Source organism: Streptomyces sp. NPDC051578 (assembly GCF_044454045.1).
In the GTDB taxonomy this organism is placed as follows: Bacteria; Actinomycetota; Actinomycetes; order Streptomycetales; family Streptomycetaceae; genus Streptomyces.
The window spans coordinates 67,562-85,147 of the sequence record NZ_JBITDH010000011.1 but is presented as its reverse complement, the minus strand read 5'-3'; the positions used below and the strand labels follow the sequence as shown (position 1 = coordinate 85,147).

Here is a 17,586-nt window from a genome sequence, read left to right as displayed (position 1 = left end):
AGGCCGGTCCTGGGCAGTGCCGAACTCCTTGCTTCGGCCCGACGGCCCCTGATCGACACAATGAGCACATGGACAGCGAACCTCTGCGGATCCCCCTTGATCAGCTTCGGACGGCCTTCGAGCTGGCACTGCAACACATCGAAGCGTCAGCTGGCAGCGCAGTGGCACTCGAACACGACTACTTCTGGTCCATTCCGGGCGACGAACTCTACGACGTCCCGAACGAACCGAAAACGATCACCATCGGGCAGCTCTCCGAGTCGTGGCAGCACCTTGAGGACCTCCTTGCCGACCCGAACCGGGCCGTGGGCCACCACCTGGTCTGGCTCGCCGATGTTCTGCACGCGATCGGGCAGGACACCGCCCAGTAGCGACCACACGCGCGACGTGACGTGCAACTACGAAGTCACACTGGAGTACTAAGACAGCGTTTCTTATGGCGTGATCGTTCGTTGAATCGTGCATGGCGGATCTGATTGAGCGGCTGGTGCCGGATGAGTTGTGGGTGTTGTTCCGGCGGGTGGTGCCTCCGACAGAGGTGATACGTCCGCAGGGCGGCGGCCGGCGCCGGGCGGGTGACCGCGAGGCCCTGGCCGCGATCGTCTTCGTGGCGACCTCGGGCTGCACGTGGCGGCAACTGCCGCCGGTGTTCGGCCCGAGCTGGCAGACGGTCTACCGACGCTTCGCCCAATGGAGCCGGGCCCGGGTCTGGGCCCGGCTCCACCGCGTCATACTCGACGAACTCGGCGCCCGCGGGGAACTGGACTGGTCCCGGTGTGCGATCGACTCCGTCAGCCTCCGGGCGGCAAAAGGGGGCCACTGACGGGACCGAATCCGACCGACCGAGGCAAGTTGGGATCGAAGATCCACCTGATCGCCGACCGGAACGGACTACCTCTCTCGCTCGGCATCTCCGGCGCGAACATGCACGACAGCCTGGGCCTTGAACCGCTCGTGCGCGGGATCCCGCCGATCCGGTCCCGGCGAGGACCGCGTCGACGCCGACCCGGCGAGCTCCACGCAGATAAGGGCTACGACTACGACCACCTGCGGCGATGGCTCCGCAAACGCGGCATCCGCCACCGCATCGCTCGCAAGGGCATCGAGTCCTCAAAGCGGCTCGGCCGCCACCGCTGGGTCGTTGAGAGGACCGTGTCCTGGCTCGCCGGCTGCCGCCGACTCCACTGCCGCTACGAACGCAAGGCAGAACACTTCCTCGCCTTCGCTGGCATAGCAGCCGCCCTCATCTGCCACCGCCGCCTCACCAAATGAAACGACCTCTTAGACCATGTCCTACATGGCTGGTTGCCCGTTGTGCTCGTCATGGGGAGTGGACGGTGGGGATGGATCGTTCCGGACGGGCTGTGGGAGATAGCGAAGCCGTTACTACCTCCTGCTCGCGTGCGGCCGCAGGGTGGTGGGGTCGCGAACATCGATGATGAGGCGGTGTTCGCCGCGATTGTCTACGTGCTCGTCAGTGGTTGCGCCTGGCGGGCGCTGCCGCCGTGTTTCGGGGCGTCGAAGTCGACCGTGCATCGCCGGTTCCTGATCTGGTCCAGAGCCGGGGTCTGGGGCCGGCTGCACCAGAAGGTGCTCGAGCTCCTGGATGGCCACGGTCTGGTCGACCTGTCTCGGGCGGTCCTCGACTCCGCTCATGTCCGCGCTAAAAAGGGGGCGAACTTGCAGGTCCGAGCCCCATGGACCGGGGTAAGTCCGGTTCCAAGATGCATGTCCTGTCCGACGCGGCAGGACTGCCCTTACGCGTCGGACTCTCCGCGGCCAACACCCACGACAGCCTGGCCCTCAAGCCGATGTTGTCCCATTTCCACATGGGACACGAATCCCACGCAGCCGATTCCAAGCCCCAGCGCCTGCATGCCGACAAGGCATACGACATCCCTGAACTGCGGAAATGGCTCTGGGGCAAGCGCATCGGCGTCCGTATCGCACGGAAGGGCATCGAGTCCAGCGAGCGACTCGGGCGACGCAGGTGGGTCATCGAACGGACCATGTCCTGGCTCACCGGCTACCGCAGACTCAACCATCGCTACGAACGAAAACCAGGCAACTACCTGGCCTTTCTCGGCCTCGCCGCAGCCCTCTGCTGCTACAAACGGCTCCTCAAACTGACCATGTAGGACACGGTCTTAGCCCCTGGCGGCCACCGCAACCAGTCGGCGTAAGGGCGCCTTCGGTACGCAGTCCGCAGGCAGAAGCGGTCGGCCGCAGCGTTGGTCGTGAACTGCCCGTGGACTTGAGCGTAGCGGGCCAGAGGTCTCCGAGCGGGTCCCTGAGTGCTTCTGTGAATCGCTCGGTCACACCACCAAGCCGCCGCCCGCAACGACGTGGCCCAACGGTCAAATGGCCGAAACCACCACCGAGTGTGACCAAATCAGACCAGGAAGAAGCTTAAAGTTTGAACAGCACGCCGCGCCACGTCCAGCCCGCGCCGAGGACCACTTGCTGTAGGGGGATCCTCATGTCCTGGGTGGCGAACCGGAATGTTTCGACTTTATGTGGGCGGCCGTCCGCCCCCTGCTGCTTCTCCCACTGCCGATACACCTTGTGCGCCGGTCCGCGTCCGTACTGTCTGCGGGCTGCGTCGGCCGTGGGCTCCCACATCTCCTCAAGGACACGGACTTCGTGCTTTGCGGGGTTCAGGCGCATGCGGGTTTTGAGGGTCAGGTCCAACGGCAGGTGTTCGAACTCCGCTACTACGTCAGCGCGTTCCTCGGGGGTTCCTTCTCGCACGAGGAACCTGACGTTCGGGCCGTTGATGGCGAGGAGTGCGGCCCGCACCTCCGGCCACGGCAGCGCGGTGACTCCCCTGCGGGGATATTTGGTGCCGGTCAACTTGTCCGTGAAGCGACTCATGGTTACGCCCCCGCCCCGCTTCCTGGGCGCACGGTGCGCACGAATTCCTGGAATTCAGCCAGGACGGAGTCGTGCTGGTTTGCCGTGGTGGTCAAGGCCAGCCGGATCACCGCGCGCTCGTGTGAATCCGTGACGTCCTGCAGGGACAGGTAGACCTGGGACTGGATGAGGTCGCGACGTGCGTCTCGGATGCTGGCTGAGAAGGCCAGGTGCTGGGTCAGGGCCGGTCCATCCGGTGGGCCGACCTCTCGGCGGTGGGTGACCTCCACCGCCGAGTCGGCGGCGTGCCGCAGTCGCTCCACTGATGCGTCGGCGAGGTCGGCCAGCGTTTCGGCCTGCGTTGGGATGCCGCCGTCGATGGTGATGTTGGCGGCGAATCCTGCATCCGGGTGCGGATGCACTGCGGCGAAGGCCACTTCGTCGGTGGCGACAGCGTTCGGCTTGGCCGGAAGCCAGCCGTAGGGTAGGCGGAATTCGATCGGCACGGGCAGCGTCGCGGGCATTGGGAGCCCTCCTTCCATAAGGTTGTGCATCAGTCGAACCAGCCGCCAACCGCGTGGGCCGCATCGCCCAAGGCGTCGGCGGCGTCGTCGACGGCGTTGGATACCTTGTGGGGATCAATGGTAATTTCGAGTCCCACCTTGCCGCCGAGAAGTGGGGAAAGACCCGCGTCGCCGTCGATCTTCCACACGCCGGTCTTCTCGTCCTTCTTGTAGCCCCACCACGCCTCTGCGCCGGGGCCCGCCCACCCTTCGGCGTTGACACCGACGCCGATCCCGAACGCCTCAGCGCCCCCAGCGAGGGTCCCCTTGGCTCCCGCGAACCCCTTGGCGCCGATGGTGACCTCTTCCTTAGTCGCCTTGGCGGTGACACCGGCTTCGGCGCCGGCGAATCCCTCGGCCCTCACGTATTGGCCGACATAGCCGTAGTCGGCCCGGCCCTCAGCCAGTCCCCGTACTCCAGCTGATGCCTCAACTTTGGCGGAGGCGCCCTGGTCGGTGAATCCGTAGTTGGCTGTTGCTCTGCCTCCACCGTAGGAGTCGGCGATCCCGGAGAGCTTCAGGTCCCCCTCGGTCAACGTTGCGGCGACGGCGCCCACGGCCCTCGCGTCTATGACTGGGCGATTTCCTCGCCTATGCCGGCCGGCGCGGCCGCACCCTGATCGACCGCCGCCTCTACCTCCCCACGTCATGGACGGAGGACCGGGCGTTCGGCGCAGCGGTGGCAGAGGCCGTAGCGGGTGGGCAAGCGTGCCAGCGGGCCGCCGGCATCGACGACACGGTCACTTTCGACACGAAGGTGGTGATAGCCAAGGCCGCGGTTTCAGCTCACCAGCCCACAACCGGGCCTCGGCAGGGCAGCCGAAGCTGAGAGCCCCAGGATCCGGTGACGGCTCCACGCGGCCAGCGCGAGAATACATGACCACACTCCACCTGTAATGGTGGCAGCCCACGAGCCGACGGCCGTCTGTGCGGCGGCGAGAGGGAACGGCGCCAGCATGATCGTCGGCAGGATGACTGCGAGCCGGTTTCCGATGTCCAACTGTTTGTAGACGACTGTCAGGACGATCAAGGCAGTCGTAAGGGCGAGAGGGATCGCCGCCCAGTCCCACCAGGTCCAACAGAGGCCGTCTACTCCCTCGCATACCTTCTTCTCGCGATGCTCGACCCAGAAGAAGCACTGCACGACACCGTAGGCTAGAACCGCACCGGTAACAGCCGCTCCGAACACTTTTGGCATCACAGTCCGTGGCTCTGCGTGTGGGGTGTACATGCTTGGAGTCTTCTCTCATCGGTGGCCTGGGGCCTGAGTACACGTACTCAGGCCCCCCTAGTCATTTGTCTGTCACTTGCCTTGCAACGTCTGTTCCAGGGCATCCGCGTAGAGACGAGCCCCGGAGGGCTTGGGATGGAAGGACTGCATGGACGGCACCGGAAGGTCGTTGTCCGCCCGCTCCCGCCCGGTCATCACGATGCCGTGAATACTCTCGGGGCTACCGCAAATGGCCTTGGTATCGAAGTTGCTCCGCGGGTCGGAGAAGACCGCCCACGATCCAGAATCCTGAGCAGCTCCCTTCATCTCGGTGGCGAGGGTGTCGGCCAGGAGGCGCACCCAGTTGTATTCGCCGTCCTCATAGGCATTGGGAAGACAGCTATGGTCCTTCTCCACCAAATGCGGGTAGCCCATGAGGACGACCTTCGCGTTTGGCGCCTTGGCGTGGATGGCATTCAGGGTCTTGGAGATCTGCGGCCGTACTGAGTCGTGCAGCCACTTTGGCGCCCAGTCCCTCAGGAGACCCGTCGTACCGCCTGTCTTGTTACCGGTAGCGGGATCAACGTTGTCGAGCTCCGCATACCGGCACGTGGTGAGAGACAGGATCGGGACGTCGATGCACTTCGTGATGATCTCGCTGAAGCGGGCGTCGTTGCCGCCGATGCTGAGTGTCACCAGGCTGGTGTTCTGGTCCAGGTATCCGGCTTCGACCTGTGCCACCTCGCTGGACTGGCCCTTGGCGAGGATGTTGTAGGTGCGTGCTCCGGAGCACGCTATGAAGTGGTATTCCATCTCAGGGTCAAGATTGTCGGCCATGGCTCCGATCGAACCCGAGTTACCCGGAAGCTTTGCCTGCCTCGACCATGCCAGCTTGGATCGGTGACACTTGTCGATGCCTTTGTCGTTGAGCTTGTCGATGCGGTCGGTGTGGATTGGGACGGAGGACGGCCTCGAAGCACGTGTCGCCCCGGCGGAGGGGATTGCCTTCAAAACGGTGGCCACGGGCAAGATCCGCCGCACCACCGCGCGCCGGTGGGACCGGGCAGGTGTGGTGTTCCGGCCAGGCAGGAGCTCGGCAGGTTGAGAGGGGCCGGACCCGAGGGACGGTCGAGTCCAAGGTCCGGCCCGCCAGGCATCGGGTGTCCTCTACCTCTGCGTGGGCCAGGGAATGTCGGTCTCGGCCGGCTGGTCGTAGGCGACGTCGTCGACGTTCCAGCCGTACAGGGCCCTCACCTCGCCCATGAACCAGTGGGCGCCAGCGCGGGAGGATTCCAGGCTGCGCTGCGGGTCGGCCCACAACGCGCGGACCTGGTCCTGGACGCGGCCGTCGAGTTCCCAGCCGTCGAGGCGGACCCGGCCTTCGTTGTCGAGGACTAGGGGGGTGCGTCCTTCGAGCTGGTCCCACAGGTCAGTGGCCTGCTGGGCCGTCGTGCGGAAGCCGTTGTCGCCGAGGACGGTGCGGAGGAAGGCGGTGTAGAGGGCGATGGAGGGGATGGCGCTGGAGGCCTGGGTGACGGCCGCGCCGGCCACGACGGTGAACGCACGGCCCTCGTTCTCCTTGAGGAGGAGGGAGTCATTGAGGTCGCGGGCGGTCTGTTCCAGGTGTTCCTTGGCTGCGCCGATGGTGCCCTGCCGGTAGACCGGGGCAGTCACTTCCGAGCCGACGTAGGTCAGGGCAGCAGTGGTGAAGCCGGGGGCCAGGAGCCGGCGGGCGGCCAGGACGTGGACCCACACCGACCAGTCCTCGCCGCCCATCACCGCGACCGTCGCGCGGGTCTCTGTCACGGTGCCGGGTTCGATCCGCGTCCATGAGATGGCGGGCTCGCTGGCGGAGAAGTCGAGCGCGGGGGCTTCGTAGGCGGCGCCGAGCGGTTTGATAACCGAGTGGTGGACTTCTCCAGTGGCCGGGTCGGTGCGGCGGGGGGCGGCAAGGCTGTAGATGAGGTAGTCGACCGGCCCGTAATGCTCCTCCAGCAGGTCCGCGACGTGGGATTTGGCGTCGATGGAGAAGGCGTCGGTGTTCACGAAGCGGATGTCGTGCCCGTCGGCGGCGGCGAGGTCAGCGGTCGCTGCGGTGCGGTACCAACCGGCGCTGGCGGTGCGACGGCCGGTGTCGGGGGTCTCGAAGGCGACGCCGATGCCACGGATGCCGTGCTGGCGCAGTCCGGCCAGGAGCGTGGCCAGGCCGTAGCCGGCGGAGTGTCCGAGGATGAGTGCGACCGGGCGGCGACCGTCGCTGCGGGCGGGGATCGCCTCCCACATGCGGTGCACGGTTCGGGCTGCGCCGTCGGGGTGCGCGTTGACGATGAGGAACCCGCGTTGCTTGGGCTCGATCTGACGAAGGCTCACGGGGTATCCGTTTCGTCCGGGGCGAGGCGGGCGAGGAGGGAGCGCAGGTCCGCGATTGTGCGCAGGCGGCCGGTCTCCTCGTCGGGGATGATCACGGACAGTCGGGATTCGAGGGCGGCGATCAGCTCGGCGAGGGCCAGGCTGTCGATGCCGAAGTCCTGCTCCAGCCGTCCGGTATCAGGGATCGTATCCACAGGACCGCCGCAGGCATGTGACAGCGTGTCACGCAGAATGCGATCGCTCCTTGTGGGTTGCGGCATTGACAGCTCCTCGGTGCTCACGGGGCGGTCTCCTGGGGTCGTCGCAGCTGGGTGAGGAGCTGCTGTTCGGGGATGATCGGGAGCGGCTTCACGGCGGGCATGCCGGTGACCTGGCGGAATATGTCGCTGAGGAGTCCACAGGGCGCAAAAGCCGCCGCATGCCGTGGTTTGGGTGAACTCGTCCGGCACCAACCCGTGCAGCGAGGCACTGCTGGAACGCCGTGGGCGGGCGCGGTCGGTAGGGACCGTCGGCGGGTTCTTGAAGGCTCAGCGCTCGACGTTGATCGCGAGTACGGTCAGGACGTGCTGGACGTGCGTCTTCGCGAGGCCGCGGTAGCGGCACCGGCGTCCGCGGTGGCCGTCCACGAACTCCTCGATGCTGCCCTCGGCCCCCGAGCCCAGCTCGTAGAGCCGGCGCCAGTCGACCATTTCCATAAACTATGAATATAAAAGCGCTATGCTTGGAGCATGAGTCGTCAAGACACCACTCCTGGCGCGTCCGCCGCCATCGGGGCAGCCCTCTACGGCCTGGCCACCAGGGCCGCGAGACGCCTGCCTCGGGACATGAGCCTGACGTCCGCCGCCACCCTGGCCACCCTGGACCGGACCGGCCCGCGGCGCATCACCGATCTGGCCGCGGTCGAGGGCGTCACCCAGCCCGCGATGACCGCCCTGGTCCGGGTGATGGAGGAGTCCGGCCTGGTCGAGCGGCGGGGCGACGCGTCCGACAAGCGGGTCACGCTGGTGTGCCTGACCGAGGCCGGCGCCTCCTATGTCCGGACGCGGCGCCAGGCGGGCGTCCACGCGTTCGAGCGATTGATCGGCGAGCTCACCGGCGACGAGGTCGAGGCGCTGGTGGCGGCCCTTCCGGCGCTGAAGCATCTGGCAGAGCTCGAAAGCCAGGACCGCGAAGGGCCGAAGCAATGACCGGGCAGCCGGTCGGCGGGGCAGCGGCGAAGGCGTTCCCGGTGGCGCGTTCCGAGGCGCGGCTGCTGGTCCCCGCCCTGATGTTCATCGCTCTGGTCGTGGCGGCGGTCGCCAGCCTCGGGACGCCGCTCATCACCAGCGTGGCGACCTCGTTCCACGTCTCGCTCGGCAGCGCACAGTGGACGCTGACCGTCGCGCTGCTCAGCGGCGCCGTCGCCACGCCGGTCCTGGGCCGGCTCGGAGCCGGCCCGCACCGGCGGGCCACGATCCTCGCCACGCTGGCGGTCGTCGTCGCCGGCAGCGCGCTCACCGTGCTGCCGCTGCCGTTCGCGTGGCTGCTGGCCGGCAGGGCGGCCCAGGGCATCGGGCTCGGGCTGACGGCGCTGATGATGGGCGTGGCCCGGGACCACCTCCCCGAGGAGCGCAGCGCGGCCGTGATCGCCCTGATCTCGGTGGTCTCGATCATCGGGGCCGGCGTCGGCTACCCGGTGGCCGCACTGCTCGCCGAGCTCGGCGGGGTACGGGCCGCCTACGGCCTCGGCCTGGTCGTCACCGCCGCCGCCCTCCTGACCGCGTGGCGCTCCATGCCCAAAGCCCCCGAAGGCCGCTCCGCCCACGTGGACGTGGTAGGCGCGGTCGTCCTGGCCGCTGCGCTGCTCCTGGTGCTGTTCCTCGCCGGTGAACGGAATCTGTGGAGCCGGCACCTCGCCGTGGCGGCGGGCCTCGCCGTCGTCGCGGTGGTGCTGCTCTGCGTCTGGGCCGTCATCGAGCTGCGCAGCACGACGCCCCTGGTCGATGTGCGGGCGGTGCGGCACCCGGCGGTCGCTGGGGCGAACCTCGCCATGTTCGTCGGCGGGATCGGCATGTACCTCCTGCTCACGCTCATCACCCGGTACGCGCAGACGCCGCACGGCGTCGGCTACGGCTTCGGGCTGACGACCTTCGTCGCCGGGCTGGTCCTCATCCCGTTCTCGGTGCTGGGGTTCGTCGCCGGCACGCTCACGCCGCGGGTCCGGACGCGGATCGCCGACCCCCTGCTCCTGGCCGGCAGCGCCGTCGTGGTCGGTGGCGGGTTCGCCCTGTTCGCGGCGGCCCGGTCGGACCTGGCCGAACTGTTCGCGGCGATGGGCGTGCTCGGCTTCGGCGTCGGCGGCTTCTCGGCCGCGATGCCCGGCGTCATCCTGGCCGTCACCCCCAAGAGCGAGACGTCGAGCGCCATGAGCTTCAACTACGTCGTCCGCAGCGTCGGGTACTCCCTGGGCAGCGCCATCGGCGGCCTGATCCTCGCCGCGGGCACCGGCCCCGGCCACCTCTTCCCCGACGACAGCGCCTACACCTCAGCGGCGCTGGTGGGCATCGGCGCGATGGCGATCACGACCCTGACAAGCCTCGCTCTCGCCCGCCGACGCTCGTCCGAGACCAACCCGTAAGTCAGATGCACTCATCCCAACACTGGAGGTTCCATGCCCAAGGGCTACTGGGTCAGCGTCTACCGCACCATTTCAGACCCTGAGAAGCTGGCTGCCTACAACGAGTTGGCCGCTCCGGCCGTCAAAGCCGGGGGCGGGCGCGTCCTGTCCAATTTCGGTCGAGTCGTCGCCCACGAGGCCGGAATCACCGAACGCGTCGTTCTGATCGAGTTCGAAAGTTTTGAACAGGCGGTCGCGGCATACGAGAGCGAGGCATACCAGAAGGCGCTGGTGGCCCTCCCCGACGGCTTCGAGCGCGACTTCCGCATCGTCGAAGGCATCGACTGACCGAGGTTCAGTCGGATCTTCACTGAACCCTCTCAGGCCCGGTGCACGGGGAGGACGCCCGTGGAGGCGTCCTCCTGCTGTTTCGGGACGGGAGCCAGGGATGTGCAGCTCAACGTGCTCAGCTCGCGGCGGAGCCGCTGGAGCTCGTCGTCCTTGGCGGCCAAGACGGACAGGAGGAGCCGTTGTCGCTCCTTGAGCTGGGTGAGCTCGGTGTGTGTGCGGGCGAGTTTGCCGGTGAGCCGCTGGTTGAGGTCCTGCAGTCGGGTGATGCGGGCCTCGCGGGGGTCGGGCTGCTGGCCGGCTGCCCAGGCGGCTGCCCGCCGCTTCTCGAACTCGTCCTTGAGGTGGCCCCAGGTCCGGTAGAAGGAGGCGCGGGAGATGCCCGCCTCGCGGGCGAGCGTCTTGACGTCGCAGGCGCCGCCGGGCGGGATCTGCCCGGCCAGCAGTCGGTCGATGGCCGCGCGGATGCGCCGCTCGGTCTGGTCGCGTTGCTGGTGGCTTACTGATCGTTTCAGAATGAAGCGCTTGGCCAGAAGTGTTGGCTCCTGCGGCTCGCATAGGTTGGCAGGTCTCATCCGACGCACCGCCACGAGGATCAGCCCATGTACAACAGCACCAGGATCCGCCTGATAGAGCTCAGCGACGCCGCCCCGATCGCCGCGCATAGGGTGCGGGACTTCGAGACTTTCCGGCCATGGGAACCTGCCCAGCCGGCCGACTTCTTCACCCCGAAGGGTCAGGCGGAGCGGATCGACAGGCTGCTGGCCGGATACCGGGCCGGCACGGTCTGGCCGGGCGTGGTACTCGCCGACGACCAGGTGATCGGGCAGGTCACCGTCGGAGGCATCCTGCCGCAGCCCCACCTTCGCCGCGGTTCCGTCGGATACTGGATCGCCAGCGTCGCCCAGAATCAAGGGCACGCCGGGCGCGCCGTCGGGCTTGTACTCCAGGTGATGACGGACGAACTCGGGTTGCACCGCGCTGAGGCGTCCACCAATCTGGAGAATCTGCCGTCGCAACGGGTGCTACGCCGCAACGGGTTCAGCCCGTACGGCGTCGCGCACTCGTCTATCTTTCTCGACGGGAGCTGGCGGGACGGGCTGCTGTGGGAGCGGGTCCTGGGCGACTGACTGATCGTTTCACAACGAGTCCGTAGGCGGCGAAGGCATATGAGACTGCAGGCCAGTTCGAGTAGGCCCTGATGGAGGTCAGCACGTCTTTCGTAGCGGATGCGGAGTCGTTTGAACTGGTGAAGCCAGGCGAAGGCGCGCTCGACTACCCAGCGGACTTTGCCCAGTCCGGAGCCGTGGGCGGTACCACGTCGGGCGATCACGGGTTTGATGCCGCGTTTCCACAGCAGGCGGGCGTACTTGTCGAAGTCGTAACCCCGGTCTGCGTACAGTCGCCGGGGCTTGCGCCGAGGGCGTCCCCACAGGCCCCGGATCGAGGGAACCGCGTTCAGCAGGGGCAGAAGCTGGGTGACGTCGTGCCGGTTTCCGCTGGTGAGCGTGACGGCGAGCGGGGTTCCGTGCCGGTCGACGATCAGGTGGTGCTTGGAGCCGGGGCGGGCCCGGTCGACCGGTGAGGGACCGACGTGGTCCCCCCTTTGAGAGCCCGGATGTGAGAGCCGTCCACGGCACAGTCGTCCAAGTCCAGCAGGTCGGCGCGGCGCAGCTCGCCCAGCAGGGTGGCGTGCAGGCGGGGCCAGACACCGGCATCGGTCCAGTCCCGCAGTCGACGCCAGGCCGTCACACCGGAGCAGTCCACACTCTCTGCGGGAACGTCACGCCAGGCAACACCGGTCCGCAGCACATACATGACGCCAGCAAGCGCCGTTCGGTCGGGAACACGCAACCGTCCCGGATGGCGACGGCGCCGCTCGGGAGCAGGGGGCAACAGCCGAGCCACCCGCTCCCACAGGTCGTCAGGAACAAGATCAACACGCACCCCGGACACCCTGCCGACCAAGATCGCCGAGCGCAAGACCCACAGCTCAACTCATTCTGAAACGATCAGTTACTGATCTTTTCGTAAGTTCGGTGGGTGTGGTGGCCGTGTGGGTGGGAGGCTGTCGGGGTGGCTTATCGACCTTCCCCCTCGGTTGCCGGTTCCTCCCTTCCTCCGTTGTCACGGCCTCAGTTGGCGGAGGCGCGTCGTGTTCGGGCGGTCGAGTTGTTCGAGGACGGTGTTTCGAATGCGGAGATCGCGGGGGCGGTGGGAGTGTGCGGCGTTGGCGGTGGGTGTGGGAGCAAGGTGGTGCTTCGGCCTTGCGGAGACGGGCAGCCACCGGACGCCCACCCAAGCTGGACGACACCCAGGTCGAGACGATCCGGGCCGCGTTGGAGCAAGGTGCCCAGGCTCATGGTTTCGAGGCCGACCTGTGGACCCTGGAACGAGTCGGTGAGGTCGTCACCCGGGCAACGGGGGTGGTGTTGTCGAGGGCGTCGGTGTGGCGGCTGTTGACCGGCCGGCTCGGATGGAGCCTGCAACGGCCCGAGCGGCGGGCGGTCGAGCGGGACGAGTCGGAGATCGCCCGTTGGATCGCTCACGAGTGGCCGCGCATCAAAAAGGGGCCATGAACACACGTGCCTGGATCGTGTTCCTCGACGAATCAGGCGTCTCCCTGCTGCCTCAGATCCGCCGCACCTACTCGCCCCGAGGTCGGACGCCGCTGTTGCGGCACCGGCTGAACTGGAAGCGCGCGTCGATGGCCGGGGCCTTGGGATACCACTCCACCGACCCCGATCGAGGGGCCCGCCTGTGCTTCCACCTCAAGCCCGGCAGCTACGACACCGCCGCCCTCATCGAGGTCCTGGAGCAGATGAAGCCGTTCTACCGCGGCGAGCGAGTGGTCCTGGTCTGGGACGGCCTGTCCGCCCACTGGAGCCGGGCGATGCGGGCCTGGGTCGCCGAACAGGACTGGCTCACTCTGGAACGATTACCCGCCTACGCTCCCGAGCTGAACCCGGTGGAACTGCTGTGGTCCTCGCTCAAGAAACGGGAACTCGCCAACCTCGCCGGAGACCATCTCGCCGATGTCGCCGACGCCACCGAGCAAGGCATCCACCGCATCAACACCAACCCCCGACTGCCATGGTCGTTCCTCGCCCACACCGGCCTGACCATCCACCCACCACACCCACTGAACTTACGAAAAGATCAGTAGGGGGTCAGATCACAGGAGGCCGGCCGAGTTGGGTCATACGCCACACTGTCCGCCATCGCATGGGACGGCGCGGCGGGCACGTGGTTCGCATGCCCTCGAAGAACCCGGCCCACCAGGCTTTCAGCCCTGCCATCGGGGGCCGCTGGGCCAGGGTGTACGCGGCCCAGGAGGCGAGGTAGACCGGCACCAGGATGGCGGGCAGGTGCCGTTTCGCCAGCCAGACGCGGTTGCGTGCGGTGTTGCGGTAGTAGACGGCGTGGCGGGACGCCGCCGTCCTGGGGTGGGTCAGGACCATGTCCGCGCGGTAGTCGATGTCCCAGTCGGCGTCGAGGGCGCGCCAGGCGAAGTCGGTTTCCTCGTGGGCGTAGAAGAACTGTGCGGGGAAGTCGCCGACCTCGTCGATGACGCTCATCCGGATGGCATGGGCGCCGCCCAGGAAGGTCGTGACCCGTCCTGAGCGCAGTGGATCGGCGCCGCCGAGGCGGGGAACGTGTCTGCGCTGGGAGAGGCCTTCCTCGTCCGCGATGCGAAAGCCGACGATCCCCAGGCGCGGGTTGGTGGTGAAAGCCTCCCTGACCAGTCGCAGCGTGTCGGTCTGGGGGAGTAGGCCGTCGTCGTCCAGGACCAGAACGATGTCGACGCCCCCGTGTTCGCGCAGCCACCGCACTCCGGCGTTCCTGCCTTCGGGGATGCCCAGGTTCTGTGGTAGTTCGACGGCCGCGACCCCGTCGGGAAGGGGAGGCAGGGTTACTCCCTGACCGAGCACGACGACCTGCGCGGGATCCCCTTCTTGGGCTGCCACCGAGTCGAGGAGGGCCTGGAGTTCCTTATCCCGGTCTCCCATGGTGAGGATCACGACGCCGACGGTGGGCGTGTTCGTACGGGGGTGGTTCATGCGTGGGCTCGCAGCAGGTCGGTGGCGCGCTGGCTGAGGGCGTCGGCTCCGGGGATTCGGCGTTGTCGGTAGCCGGCCGCCGCGGATTGGATCGATCGGATTTCCTTGCGGTTCCGGTCGGAGGCCACGCCGTCCATGAAGTCGAGGGAGCGATTCCACAGGGCCACGGCTTCTTCGTGCCGGTGCTGGGCGGCGACCGACTTGCCGAGGTTGACCATGGTGAGGCCGTGCACGCGCTGGTAGGTGCCCGGCACCCGTCCCTTGAGCGCCGCGCGGTAGTGCTTCTCCGCTGCCCGGTGGTCCTTCATCTCGGTCAGGGTCTTGCCGGTGTGCGAGGCGAGGGTGGCCGAGACGGGCCCGGAGGCGGCCGCGTACGAGGGCACCTGGTCGTTGCCGGCGAGCATCGCGTCTTCGGCCGACACCAAGGCCGCCGCCGCCTTCTCGCCCTCTCCGCCGGCTCCGTACGCCCTGGCGCACGTGACTCGCAGGAGTGCTTCGGTCTGGCGGTCGACCTTGCCCGAGGAGCGCCGAAGCGCTTCCTCCGCCAGGCCGATGCAGGAGGCGGGGTGGCCGAGGTCGAGCGCCTGGTGCGTCAGGGCCCGCATCATCCACGCACCGTGCCCGTCCGGATCGGACTCGCAGGCCAGTTGGAATCCGAGCAGGTAGTAGCGTTGGGCTGCGCCTTCGCGGCCCAGGTCGTGGTGCTTCCAGCCGACCAGGCACGCCAGAGTCGCCGCCGCCCCGAAGGCGCTTTGCCGCACCGATGTGGAGCCGAAGCGTCCCTCCAGCATGGGGATGACCGTGTCGGTGAGATAGGCGATCACTGTGGTCAGCCCGTGGCCGCCGCCGAGGCGGTCGTCCACGGTGCGGAAGGTTTCGGTGAGCTGCCGGACGGTGGCGACTTCTTCCGCACCGACGCTGCCGCCGCGTTCGGCCGCCCTGAGTGTGGCGGCGACAGCTTCGTGGTCGTAGGTGAGCGGCAGACCGACGGCAGCCGTGGCGAAGGCGGCGTTGAGGAAGTCCCTGCGACGGAGCATCACGAATCTCCCGAGGTCTGTGGCGGTGGCCAACGGATCGGCCCCCAGGGCTTCCCCGATGCCTGCGCAGCCTAGACCGATCTCGGCGAGCGTGACCTTCCGCTTCATCCGTCTGGTGAGGGCCTCGGCGATGTAGGCGCGGGTCTGGCCGGTAGGGGTACCGCCTGTGACCCAGGAGTGGACGGCTGAGCGGGAGGTGTGCAGTTCCGTCCCGGCCTCGGCGGCGATGGTGCGAATTTCCCTGGCCAGGGACTCGTACGTGCACCCGGCCTCGGCGATGACGTCCGCCAGCGCGATGTTCGGATTCCGGCTGTCCGACAACTCGCACCCCTTGAACCGATCTTGAACGGATTGAACGGACTGCTCCAGTGCCCACGGTACCTGCGCACTGTGATCACCGCTTCACTGATTGCAAGGCCGGCCGCCCGCCACGTTCCACCCGAACCCGTTTCTGGAGGCATCGTGCACCACCGCTCAGACCTCGGTGCTCTCACCGGCGCCACCGTCCTGGTGACCGGCGGCGCCGGTCTCATCGGCTCTCGCATTACCGCTCAGCTGCGCGACCTCGGCGCCCGCCCGGTTGTCCTGTGCACCATGAACGCCTACCCCGAGCAGGTGTACACCGACCTGTTCGGTGTCCGGCTGGGGGACTTGGACGTGGTGCTGGGAGATGTCCGGGACACCGTGCTGGTACGGAAACTCGTCGCGGAATCGGACTACGTGATCCACGCCGCCGCCCTGGCGGACGTCGCCGCCTGCACCCGCGACCCATTGGCCGCCATCGACACCAACGTGGCGGGGACCCAGAGCGTGCTGGACGCCGTCGCCGCGACCGAGCGCGTCCGCCGGATGGTGTTCGTCTCCTCTGCCAGCGTCTACGGCGACGGGAACCCCGAGGAGACCGACAGCCCCGACCTCCTGACCATGCGCCAGTTACTGGAATCCGTCCACGGACGCATCCCGCCCCAGTTCCACGAGTTCACCCGCACGCGTCCCAAGTCCGTGTACGGCAACTCCAAGGCTTGGGGTGAGGAGCAGACCGCGCTGGTCCTCGGCCAGGTCGGCACCTCCTACGCGATCGTCCGGTACTTCTCCGTCTACGGCGAACCGCAGACCATCAAGCCCGACTCCCACTCCTGGGTCGTGGCCTGGTTCACCGCACGGGCCCACCTCGGTCTCCCGCTCCACCTCAATGGCGGCGGCAGGCAGGTGCGGGACATGGTCCACGTGGACGACATCGCTGAGGGCACCTTGCGGGCCCTGGTCAGCCCTCGCGCCCACACCGAGACCTTGAACATCGGCACCGGCGTCCCGACCAGCGTCAGGCAGGTCGCCGAGCTGGTCCAGTCCCACTACCCGAACACGCCGTTCCTGGAGACGCCGCTTCCCGCCGGCGACCCCCTCGGCGGGTACGCGGCTATTCGCCGGATGGAGAACATCCTGGGCTGGAAGCCGAAGGTCACCATCGCCGAGGGGGTGACCCGATACGTGAAGTGGCTCCAGGACACCCCGGCCGCCGCCCCGGAATGGCTTAGGAGGGAGCACACCGCGGCTTAGACGACCGGGGAAGCCCCGGCTGGTCAGTCACCGGACCATCCGCCAGCGCATCGGGCGCCGGGGGCCGCCGGACGTCCGGACACCCTCGGTGAAGCCCGCGCACCAGGCCCTCAGCCCCGCCACGGACCTGGTGCGGTGCCACGGTCAGCGCCACCCACACGCCGAGGTCCACGTCCTTCCGGGACCCCATGAACGGCGAGCTAACCCCCGACGGACCTGAGCCCCGAACCGTACGAAAGGCCACTGCAATGGAACGGATCATCCTCGGCGACTACGTCACCGCCCCCACCCGGGGGGCCATCGCCACGACACCGTACGGCAGCCTGGAAAAGTTCGAGCTCGCCGACTTCCTGGCCCAGTGGACGGGCCTGCAGCGCGAAGCCCTTGTCACACTGGGGGAGGACCGGCGCATCCATCCCTCCGCGTTCATCCACCCCACAGCGATCCTCGGCGACGACGTGATCATCGGTCCGGATGTACAGGTCCATGAGTTCACGACTGTGCGCAAGGGCAGCGTGCTGTGCGCCGGAGCCCGGGTCGGCTTCAACTGCGAAGTCACCGCCGCGTTCGTCGGGGAAGGCGCCGTGCTCGGGCACCGGATCGGCATCAACCGAACGATCCTCGGGGCCCGAGCCCACCTGTCCGCCGGAGTCACCGTGGCCGCGATCAACATGACCTCAGACATGCGGAAGCCCGACCGAGAAGTGATCATGCGGACCGGCAGTGGCCTGTACCGGTCAGGGACCACGCAATTCGGAGCCGTCATCGGCGACGACACCCAAACCGGCAACAACATCAGCATCGGGCCGGGTGTCGCCATCGGCCGCCGCTGCCAGATCACCAGCGGTGTAACACTGGCCATCCGGACCGTCCCGAAAGACTGCACCGTTACCGCCCCCCACACCATGGAAACCAGCGTCCGCCGGCGCCGGAGCACCTTCACCCGCTGATCCACGGCTGGTCACCCTCTTCCGGCCCTTCGGAGAACACG

General features: G+C 67.6%; 22 protein-coding genes and 2 pseudogenes. 12 read left to right on the top strand and 12 right to left on the bottom strand.

Annotated elements, in window-relative coordinates; all coding sequences use genetic code 11:
* Positions 1-68 precede the first annotated feature (68 nt).
* The 3 genes from ACIA6C_RS30095 (at position 69) to ACIA6C_RS30085 (ending at position 2,138) form a co-directional block, all read left to right on the top strand.
* Complete coding sequence (locus ACIA6C_RS30095) at positions 69-371, top strand: hypothetical protein (protein WP_399280611.1); 303 nt, start codon at positions 69-71, stop codon at positions 369-371.
* Positions 372-463: 92 nt separating this feature from the next.
* Positions 464-1,272, top strand: a protein-coding gene (locus ACIA6C_RS30090; RefSeq protein ID WP_399280609.1) for an IS5 family transposase whose coding sequence is annotated in 2 segments (ribosomal slippage) — positions 464-811 and positions 814-1,272 — 807 coding nt in all. Because the reading frame shifts where the segments join, the coding sequence is not laid out codon by codon here.
* Positions 1,273-1,323: 51 nt separating this feature from the next.
* Positions 1,324-2,138, top strand: a protein-coding gene (locus ACIA6C_RS30085) for an IS5 family transposase (protein WP_399280698.1) whose coding sequence is annotated in 2 segments (ribosomal slippage) — positions 1,324-1,666 and positions 1,666-2,138 — 816 coding nt in all. Because the reading frame shifts where the segments join, the coding sequence is not laid out codon by codon here.
* 271 nt (positions 2,139-2,409) lie between these two features.
* Here the strand turns inward: ACIA6C_RS30085 and ACIA6C_RS30080 are convergent.
* The 3 genes from ACIA6C_RS30080 to ACIA6C_RS30070 are packed head-to-tail and all read right to left on the bottom strand — an operon-like array spanning position 2,410 to position 3,973.
* Positions 2,410-2,874, bottom strand: coding sequence for a hypothetical protein (locus ACIA6C_RS30080; RefSeq protein ID WP_399280608.1), 465 nt, complete (start codon positions 2,872-2,874; stop codon positions 2,410-2,412).
* Between the two features lie 2 nt (positions 2,875-2,876).
* Positions 2,877-3,377, bottom strand: coding sequence for a hypothetical protein (locus tag ACIA6C_RS30075; protein WP_399280606.1), 501 nt, complete (start codon positions 3,375-3,377; stop codon positions 2,877-2,879).
* A 29-nt stretch (positions 3,378-3,406) separates the two neighbouring features.
* Positions 3,407-3,973 carry a hypothetical protein gene (locus tag ACIA6C_RS30070; RefSeq protein WP_399280604.1) on the bottom strand — a complete coding sequence of 189 codons (567 nt, stop codon included), beginning with the start codon at positions 3,971-3,973 and terminating at the stop codon, positions 3,407-3,409.
* 17 nt (positions 3,974-3,990) lie between these two features.
* On the opposite strand from ACIA6C_RS30070, the pseudogene ACIA6C_RS30065 reads away from it, so the two are divergent.
* Positions 3,991-4,197 (top strand): annotated as a pseudogene (locus ACIA6C_RS30065) (hypothetical protein); the annotation flags it as partial.
* On the opposite strand, the gene ACIA6C_RS30060 reads toward ACIA6C_RS30065, so the two are convergent.
* The 5 genes from ACIA6C_RS30060 to ACIA6C_RS30040 form a co-directional block, all read right to left on the bottom strand.
* Complete coding sequence (locus tag ACIA6C_RS30060) at positions 4,198-4,560, bottom strand: hypothetical protein (protein ID WP_399280602.1); 363 nt, start codon at positions 4,558-4,560, stop codon at positions 4,198-4,200. It abuts the pseudogene before it with no gap.
* Between the two features lie 159 nt (positions 4,561-4,719).
* Positions 4,720-5,463, bottom strand: coding sequence for an SGNH/GDSL hydrolase family protein (locus tag ACIA6C_RS30055; protein ID WP_399280600.1), 744 nt, complete (start codon positions 5,461-5,463; stop codon positions 4,720-4,722).
* 330 nt (positions 5,464-5,793) lie between these two features.
* Positions 5,794-6,996, bottom strand: a complete 1,203-nt coding sequence (locus ACIA6C_RS30050; RefSeq protein ID WP_399280598.1) for an enoyl-[acyl-carrier-protein] reductase FabV — start codon at positions 6,994-6,996, stop codon at positions 5,794-5,796.
* The gene (locus tag ACIA6C_RS30045) at positions 6,993-7,277 is read right to left on the bottom strand and encodes a phosphopantetheine-binding protein (protein WP_399280596.1); all 285 of its coding nucleotides are present in this window, start codon (positions 7,275-7,277) and stop codon (positions 6,993-6,995) included. Before ACIA6C_RS30045 ends, ACIA6C_RS30050 begins: the two co-directional genes overlap by 4 nt.
* Positions 7,278-7,523: 246 nt before the next feature.
* Positions 7,524-7,691: a transposase gene (locus ACIA6C_RS30040; RefSeq protein ID WP_399280594.1), complete on the bottom strand. Its 168-nt coding sequence runs from the start codon at positions 7,689-7,691 to the stop codon at positions 7,524-7,526.
* A gap of 129 nt (positions 7,692-7,820) precedes the next feature.
* Between ACIA6C_RS30040 and ACIA6C_RS30035 the strand changes: the two genes are divergently transcribed.
* From ACIA6C_RS30035 to ACIA6C_RS30025, 3 genes are read left to right on the top strand one after another with little or no spacing between them, the layout of a single operon-like run.
* On the top strand, positions 7,821-8,183 hold the full coding sequence (locus ACIA6C_RS30035; protein WP_014173936.1) for a MarR family winged helix-turn-helix transcriptional regulator: 363 nt from the start codon (positions 7,821-7,823) through the stop codon (positions 8,181-8,183).
* A complete protein-coding gene (locus ACIA6C_RS30030) occupies positions 8,180-9,613 on the top strand; it encodes an MFS transporter (protein ID WP_399280592.1) in 1,434 nt (477 codons plus the stop codon). Before ACIA6C_RS30035 ends, ACIA6C_RS30030 begins: the two co-directional genes overlap by 4 nt.
* A 33-nt stretch (positions 9,614-9,646) precedes the next feature.
* Positions 9,647-9,940: a DUF1330 domain-containing protein gene (locus tag ACIA6C_RS30025; protein ID WP_399280590.1), complete on the top strand. Its 294-nt coding sequence runs from the start codon at positions 9,647-9,649 to the stop codon at positions 9,938-9,940.
* A 32-nt stretch (positions 9,941-9,972) separates the two neighbouring features.
* On the opposite strand, the gene ACIA6C_RS30020 is transcribed toward ACIA6C_RS30025, so the two are convergent.
* A complete protein-coding gene (locus ACIA6C_RS30020) occupies positions 9,973-10,515 on the bottom strand; it encodes a hypothetical protein (RefSeq protein ID WP_399280588.1) in 543 nt (180 codons plus the stop codon).
* Positions 10,516-10,542: 27 nt separating this feature from the next.
* On the opposite strand from ACIA6C_RS30020, the gene ACIA6C_RS30015 reads away from it, so the two are divergent.
* Positions 10,543-11,070 carry a GNAT family N-acetyltransferase gene (locus tag ACIA6C_RS30015; RefSeq protein ID WP_393274138.1) on the top strand — a complete coding sequence of 176 codons (528 nt, stop codon included), beginning with the start codon at positions 10,543-10,545 and terminating at the stop codon, positions 11,068-11,070.
* A 17-nt stretch (positions 11,071-11,087) separates the two neighbouring features.
* Here ACIA6C_RS30015 and ACIA6C_RS30010 read toward each other — a convergent pair.
* Positions 11,088-11,887, bottom strand: a pseudogene (locus ACIA6C_RS30010) (IS5 family transposase); the annotation flags it as partial.
* Between the two features lie 320 nt (positions 11,888-12,207).
* Here ACIA6C_RS30010 and ACIA6C_RS30005 point away from each other — a divergent pair.
* Positions 12,208-12,519 carry a winged helix-turn-helix domain-containing protein gene (locus tag ACIA6C_RS30005; RefSeq protein WP_399276257.1) on the top strand — a complete coding sequence of 104 codons (312 nt, stop codon included), beginning with the start codon at positions 12,208-12,210 and terminating at the stop codon, positions 12,517-12,519.
* Complete coding sequence (locus ACIA6C_RS30000) at positions 12,516-13,106, top strand: transposase (RefSeq protein WP_399280585.1); 591 nt, start codon at positions 12,516-12,518, stop codon at positions 13,104-13,106. The genes ACIA6C_RS30005 and ACIA6C_RS30000 overlap by 4 nt, the downstream gene beginning before the upstream one ends.
* A gap of 4 nt (positions 13,107-13,110) precedes the next feature.
* Here ACIA6C_RS30000 and ACIA6C_RS29995 read toward each other — a convergent pair whose 3' ends face one another.
* Both ACIA6C_RS29995 and ACIA6C_RS29990 read right to left on the bottom strand, forming a co-directional pair.
* Complete coding sequence (locus ACIA6C_RS29995) at positions 13,111-14,001, bottom strand: glycosyltransferase family 2 protein (protein ID WP_399280583.1); 891 nt, start codon at positions 13,999-14,001, stop codon at positions 13,111-13,113.
* Positions 13,998-15,359 carry a tetratricopeptide repeat protein gene (locus tag ACIA6C_RS29990; protein ID WP_399280581.1) on the bottom strand — a complete coding sequence of 454 codons (1,362 nt, stop codon included), beginning with the start codon at positions 15,357-15,359 and terminating at the stop codon, positions 13,998-14,000. Before ACIA6C_RS29990 ends, ACIA6C_RS29995 begins: the two co-directional genes overlap by 4 nt.
* Before the next feature lie 141 nt (positions 15,360-15,500).
* Between ACIA6C_RS29990 and ACIA6C_RS29985 the strand changes: the two genes are divergently transcribed.
* Positions 15,501-16,595, top strand: coding sequence for an NAD-dependent epimerase/dehydratase family protein (locus ACIA6C_RS29985; RefSeq protein WP_399280579.1), 1,095 nt, complete (start codon positions 15,501-15,503; stop codon positions 16,593-16,595).
* A gap of 248 nt (positions 16,596-16,843) precedes the next feature.
* Positions 16,844-17,545 carry a transferase gene (locus ACIA6C_RS29980; RefSeq protein WP_399280577.1) on the top strand — a complete coding sequence of 234 codons (702 nt, stop codon included), beginning with the start codon at positions 16,844-16,846 and terminating at the stop codon, positions 17,543-17,545.
* Positions 17,546-17,586: the final 41 nt, after the last annotated feature.

Excerpts from the sequence above, each read along its gene's own strand:
- ACIA6C_RS30025 (WP_399280590.1), top strand. The coding sequence starts at position 9,647 with ATGCCCAAGGGCTACTGGGTCAGCGTCTACCGCACCATTTCAGACCCT.
- ACIA6C_RS30095 (WP_399280611.1), top strand. The coding sequence starts at position 69 with ATGGACAGCGAACCTCTGCGGATCCCCCTTGATCAGCTTCGGACGGCC.
- ACIA6C_RS30040 (WP_399280594.1), bottom strand. The coding sequence starts at position 7,691 with ATGGAAATGGTCGACTGGCGCCGGCTCTACGAGCTGGGCTCGGGGGCC.
- ACIA6C_RS30075 (WP_399280606.1), bottom strand. The coding sequence starts at position 3,377 with ATGCCCGCGACGCTGCCCGTGCCGATCGAATTCCGCCTACCCTACGGC.
- ACIA6C_RS29995 (WP_399280583.1), bottom strand. The coding sequence starts at position 14,001 with ATGAACCACCCCCGTACGAACACGCCCACCGTCGGCGTCGTGATCCTC.
- ACIA6C_RS30000 (WP_399280585.1), top strand. The coding sequence starts at position 12,516 with ATGAACACACGTGCCTGGATCGTGTTCCTCGACGAATCAGGCGTCTCC.
- ACIA6C_RS30035 (WP_014173936.1), top strand. The coding sequence starts at position 7,821 with ATGAGCCTGACGTCCGCCGCCACCCTGGCCACCCTGGACCGGACCGGC.
- ACIA6C_RS30020 (WP_399280588.1), bottom strand. The coding sequence starts at position 10,515 with ATGAGACCTGCCAACCTATGCGAGCCGCAGGAGCCAACACTTCTGGCC.
- ACIA6C_RS30030 (WP_399280592.1), top strand. The coding sequence starts at position 8,180 with ATGACCGGGCAGCCGGTCGGCGGGGCAGCGGCGAAGGCGTTCCCGGTG.
- ACIA6C_RS30055 (WP_399280600.1), bottom strand. The coding sequence starts at position 5,463 with ATGGCCGACAATCTTGACCCTGAGATGGAATACCACTTCATAGCGTGC.
- ACIA6C_RS30015 (WP_393274138.1), top strand. The coding sequence starts at position 10,543 with ATGTACAACAGCACCAGGATCCGCCTGATAGAGCTCAGCGACGCCGCC.
- ACIA6C_RS30080 (WP_399280608.1), bottom strand. The coding sequence starts at position 2,874 with ATGAGTCGCTTCACGGACAAGTTGACCGGCACCAAATATCCCCGCAGG.
- ACIA6C_RS29980 (WP_399280577.1), top strand. The coding sequence starts at position 16,844 with ATGGAACGGATCATCCTCGGCGACTACGTCACCGCCCCCACCCGGGGG.